Consider the following 4,447-nt stretch of genomic DNA (forward strand, 5'->3'; position numbering starts at 1 on the left):
GAACAATGGACATTTAATCCGGCTGAACAGTGGAAGTCAACTGGAGTGAATCGGGGAGTCACCTACTGGGAACAGGGGGAAGACAAAAGAATCATCACATCGGCGGGGCCAAACCTGTACGCGCTAAACGCTGAGAACGGACAACTAATTGAGAGCTTCGGTCAGAACGGAAAAATTGACCTGCGCGAAAACTTGGGACGTGACCCCGAGAACCTGAGTGTCTGGATGACTTCCCCCGGCATAATTTATCAAAATTTATTAATCATCGGTTCAGCGCTAGGCGAAGGCTATGAAGCTGCTCCGGGGCATATTCGGGCGTATGACATTCGTAGCGGAAAGCTGGCCTGGACGTTCCACACTATTCCTAACCCGAATGAATTTGGTCACGATTCCTGGCAGGAAGACGATTGGGAAACCGTAGGCGGAGCCAATTCCTGGGGTGGTTTAAGTCTGGATGAAGAGCGCGGCTGGGTGTTTGCCGCCACGGGTTCCGGGGCATTTGACTATTACGGCGGACAGCGAACCGGGCAGAATTTGTTTGCGAATTGCGTGCTAGCGCTTAATGCTCAAACCGGCGAACGTATCTGGCACTACCAAACCGTTCACCACGATCTGTGGGATTACGATCATCCGACCTCGCCTAATTTAGTAACTGTAAAGCACGGCGGTAAACCCGTGGAAGCAGTAGCCCAAGTGACCAAAACTGGCTTTGTGTATTTGTTGGATCGTGAAACGGGCGAACCGCTGTTTCCGGTAGAAGAACGTTCTGTGCCGGGTAGCGATTTAGTAGGGGAAGTTGCGTGGCCCACCCAGCCCATTCCTACCAAACCACCGCCCTTCGTTCGCCAGTCAATTACCGCCGAAGAACTAACTCCGATTTCCGAAGAAGCGAACCAAGCCGCGCGGGAGTGGCTTGCTGGACTGCGGAATGAAGGGCTATTTACTCCACCTACTACCCGAGGTTCACTGCAAATTCCGGGTACCCGGGGCGGAGCCGAGTGGAGCGGGGCTTCCTACGATGCTGAAACGGGTGTTTTGTACGTGAATGCGAATGAACTACCCAATGTAATTACCCTGAAGCCAATAGAAAGCCCAGTAGCCGTTACCGAAGACACCCAAATTCAACTAGCTTCTAACCAACTCAATGGCCAGACAGGCTATCAATTAAACTGCGCTACTTGTCACGGTATCAATTTAGCGGGGCAACTTCCGGCGATTCCGGCTCTCATCGAAGCATCCGACCGCTTAGAAATGAAACAAGCTCAAACCCTGGTAGCCCAGGGAAAGGGGCAGATGCCCTCGTTTGCTCACTTGCCAAAAGCCGAACTTGAAGCAATTCTGGATTATGTCTGGGGGTATGATCCTGACAATACTCAAGAAACAGCCGCAATTTCCGGCTCGGTGCAGTATATTCATACCGGCTGGAATCGGTTTGAGGACAAAGATAAGTATCCAGCTATTGCTCCACCCTGGGGCACATTAAATGCCATTGATCTCAATCGGGGCGAATTGCTGTGGCAGGTTCCACTGGGCGAGTTTGCCGAACTTACTGCGCAGGGTATCCCGCCGACCGGAACGCAAAACCTGGGCGGCTGCGTAGCCACGGCCGGAGGGTTGGTGTTTGTAGGAGCTACTATGGACGAAAAGTTTCGGGCGTTTAATAAACAGACTGGCGAAATTCTCTGGGAGGTGCAACTTCCGGCGGGAGGATACGCCACACCCAGTATTTACGCTATTGACGGAAAGCAGTATATCGTAATTGCGGCCGGAGGCGGCGGGAAGTGCGGAACCCCCGCGGATGATAGCTACGTAGCTTATACATTACCAGATAACTAAACCTAATACTATGAATAAATTAGAGTACACTCGTCGCAACTTTTTGGGCTCACTAGCTTTGGCCGGAGGAGCGGTCGGTAGCGGACTAATGAATCCGGCCAGTGCGGCAGCAACTTCCAAGACGTATCATCAACCTCGAGAAGAAAAATTGAGCATTCACGTCTTTTCCAAGCATCTACAGTTTCTGGACTATCAGCATACGGCCGAAGTAGCGGCGGAGATTGGCTTCGATGGAGTTGATTTAGCAGTTCGGCCCCGGGGTCATGTGCTACCCGAAAACGTAGAAACCGATCTGCCAAAAGCCGTAGCGGCCATTAAAAAAGCAGGGTTAGAAGCCAAGATCATGACCACTGCCATTATTGATGCTGACGATGCTACTAATGAAAAGCTGCTTAAAACGGCGGGCGAACAAGGCATTCGTTACTACCGTACCAATTGGCTGAAGTACGATAAAGGTGATGACATTGTACAGCTCATGCCCGGCTTTCAGAAGAAACTCACTGCGTTGGCCCGATTAAATGAGCAGTACGGCGTATACGGCGGTTACCAAAACCACGCGGGGCCTCAGTATATGGGTGCTCCTATTTGGGATATTGCGTATCTGCTGCGCGAGATAAACCATCCTAATCTGGGTAGTCAATACGACATTCGCCACGCCACGGTGGAAGGAGGATTATCTTGGCCACTCGGCTTGCAGTATATTCATCCGCAGATTAATACGCTGGTAATTAAAGACTTTCGGTGGGAAAAGGTGAATGGTCAGTGGAAAGTGTACAATACGCCGCTGGGCGAAGGGATGGTTGATTTCCCCGCATTTTTTCAGAAGGTAAAGGAAATGAATATCCGAGTACCGATTTCAGTGCATTTTGAGTACGATATGCCCGAAAAAGACGATTCACTTTCGGAATCAGAAAAAGTGAAACAAACTGTTTCAGTGATGAAAAAGGATGTAGATGCTCTGAAAGGATACCTTTCTGAAGCAAAACTCTAAAACAGTTAGTAATTAGCAGTTAACAATGAGCAATTAGCACTGAGCCGCGAAAGCGTAACCTTCTAAACAGAGAAGCGTGTTCTATACTGCACATTGTTAATCACCTAACCCCCTTCTATCATGAAAAATTTATTTTTCGCTACTGCTTTTCTATTTTCAATCAGTGCCTTTGGGCAGGGCCAGTTTCAGAATGAAACCGCTAATTTCCTGACGGCTGCTTCCGGCAAGATTATGCAGTTGGCCGAAGCCGTGCCTGAAGACAAGTACGATTGGAGTCCGGAGGAAGGAGTTCGCTCATTTTCGGGAGTACTTCAGCACGTTGTTTCGGCTAATTACTTCTTCGCTACCAAAATGGGAGCTGAACTACCCGAAGGAGTGAATATGGAAACCCTAAAGGACGATCTTTCTACCAAAGAAGATTATGCCGCTGCCTTGCAGCAGTCGTTCGATCTGGTAAATGAAACTCTTAAAAATGTTGATGAGGCCTCATTATCGGAGAAAGTAGAATTCCCTTTTCCCGGAGAATATACCGGGATGTCAACTGCGCTAATACTACTTTCCCATGCGAATGAGCACTTGGGTCAGTTGATCGGTTACACCCGCATGAATGGCATTACCCCACCGTGGAGCGAAGGGCAAGCGAGTAACTAATTTCAACTAGTGTTAAAAGTGTTATAGTGTTTAAGATCGTTGCTTAGCCACTATAACACTTAGCACCGTTCCACGGCGGCCATAACACTAAAGCACACTTTCCTTTCCCCTCTTTTCTTTATCCTCAGCCATTCGTTTAGAAATACCAAAGTAGGCTAGGAAGCCAAAAGCGATACTTACCGCCATAATGCCGAAGGGCAAGGGAGATTCCAGATCAATACCGGGAAAACTAAGGATAATAAAGCCAATTCCGGCGAATAGAATAATTAAGCCCCACTTCAACGATTCCATCCGACTGTTCCGTTGTCTTCCTAAAATGGCTATCGCCTCTCGGTCTACATGGCCCATCTGAATCATCTTGCGGCGCAACTGATAGTCAGTAATAATTCTGAAAACACTTACTACGCTGAAAAATACGATACCTACCACGATAGGCACCATAATAAACTCATTGAAGAACATAATACTATTTGATTAATGGTGAATTACTATTTGCCTTATCAGACAATTGCTTTTCCAGAAGGTTGCAGTAACTTTTAAAAATATCTGTGCAACCTTTCGTATTAGTACTTGTCTAATGGAATAATGACGGATGATACTACCTTGGTTTCGCTGGTTAAAAGAGGTAATGCAGTTGCCTTTCGGCAGTTGGTGCAATTGCACGAGCGACTGGTTTTTCATATGGTGCACCGTATCGTAAATCAGCCCGAAGACTGCGAAGACATTTGTCAGGAAGTATTCATGCGGGTATTCCAGAAAATTCATCTCTTTAATTTTGAATCGAAGCTATCAACCTGGATTGCTACCATTGCGTACCGTACGGCGTTGAACTACGCTCGAGAAGAAGATAAACATCAAGCAGCATCCTTAGAAGACGCTATTTCGGTGCCTAGTCAGGAACATTCAGCGTTGGAAGTGCTGGAAAAGAAAGCTGCCTATCAGTTGGTGCACGAACAAATTGCCCAACTT

At 47.8% G+C, this 4,447-nt stretch carries 5 protein-coding genes; 4 read left to right on the plus strand and 1 reads right to left on the minus strand.

Annotated elements, in window-relative coordinates:
• The 3 genes from WBA23_RS16215 to WBA23_RS16225 all read left to right on the plus strand — a co-directional run.
• A partial coding sequence (locus WBA23_RS16215; protein WP_424583332.1) for a PQQ-binding-like beta-propeller repeat protein occupies nt 1-1,836 on the plus strand: 1,836 nt, incomplete at its 5' end.
• Between the two features lie 10 nt (nt 1,837-1,846).
• A complete protein-coding gene (locus WBA23_RS16220; protein ID WP_424583333.1) occupies nt 1,847-2,827 on the plus strand; it encodes a sugar phosphate isomerase/epimerase family protein in 981 nt (326 codons plus the stop codon).
• Nucleotides 2,828-2,947: 120 nt separating this feature from the next.
• Nucleotides 2,948-3,478, plus strand: coding sequence for a DinB family protein (locus tag WBA23_RS16225; protein ID WP_424583334.1), 531 nt, complete (start codon nt 2,948-2,950; stop codon nt 3,476-3,478).
• Between the two features lie 87 nt (nt 3,479-3,565).
• On the opposite strand, the gene WBA23_RS16230 is transcribed toward WBA23_RS16225, so the two are convergent.
• Nucleotides 3,566-3,940, minus strand: coding sequence for a hypothetical protein (locus tag WBA23_RS16230; RefSeq protein WP_424583335.1), 375 nt, complete (start codon nt 3,938-3,940; stop codon nt 3,566-3,568).
• A gap of 108 nt (nt 3,941-4,048) precedes the next feature.
• Between WBA23_RS16230 and WBA23_RS16235 the strand changes: the two genes are divergently transcribed.
• Nucleotides 4,049-4,447 (plus strand): RNA polymerase sigma factor (locus WBA23_RS16235; RefSeq protein WP_424583336.1); only part of this gene is annotated, 399 nt, incomplete at its 3' end.

The sequence above is a fragment of the Tunicatimonas sp. genome (assembly GCF_049647865.1).
Classification (GTDB): Bacteria; Bacteroidota; Bacteroidia; order Cytophagales; family Cyclobacteriaceae; genus Tunicatimonas.

Coding starts and splice junctions, on each gene's coding strand:
- WBA23_RS16230 (WP_424583335.1), bottom strand. CDS start 3,940: ATGTTCTTCAATGAGTTTATTATGGTGCCTATCGTGGTAGGTATCGTA.
- WBA23_RS16225 (WP_424583334.1), top strand. CDS start 2,948: ATGAAAAATTTATTTTTCGCTACTGCTTTTCTATTTTCAATCAGTGCC.
- WBA23_RS16220 (WP_424583333.1), top strand. CDS start 1,847: ATGAATAAATTAGAGTACACTCGTCGCAACTTTTTGGGCTCACTAGCT.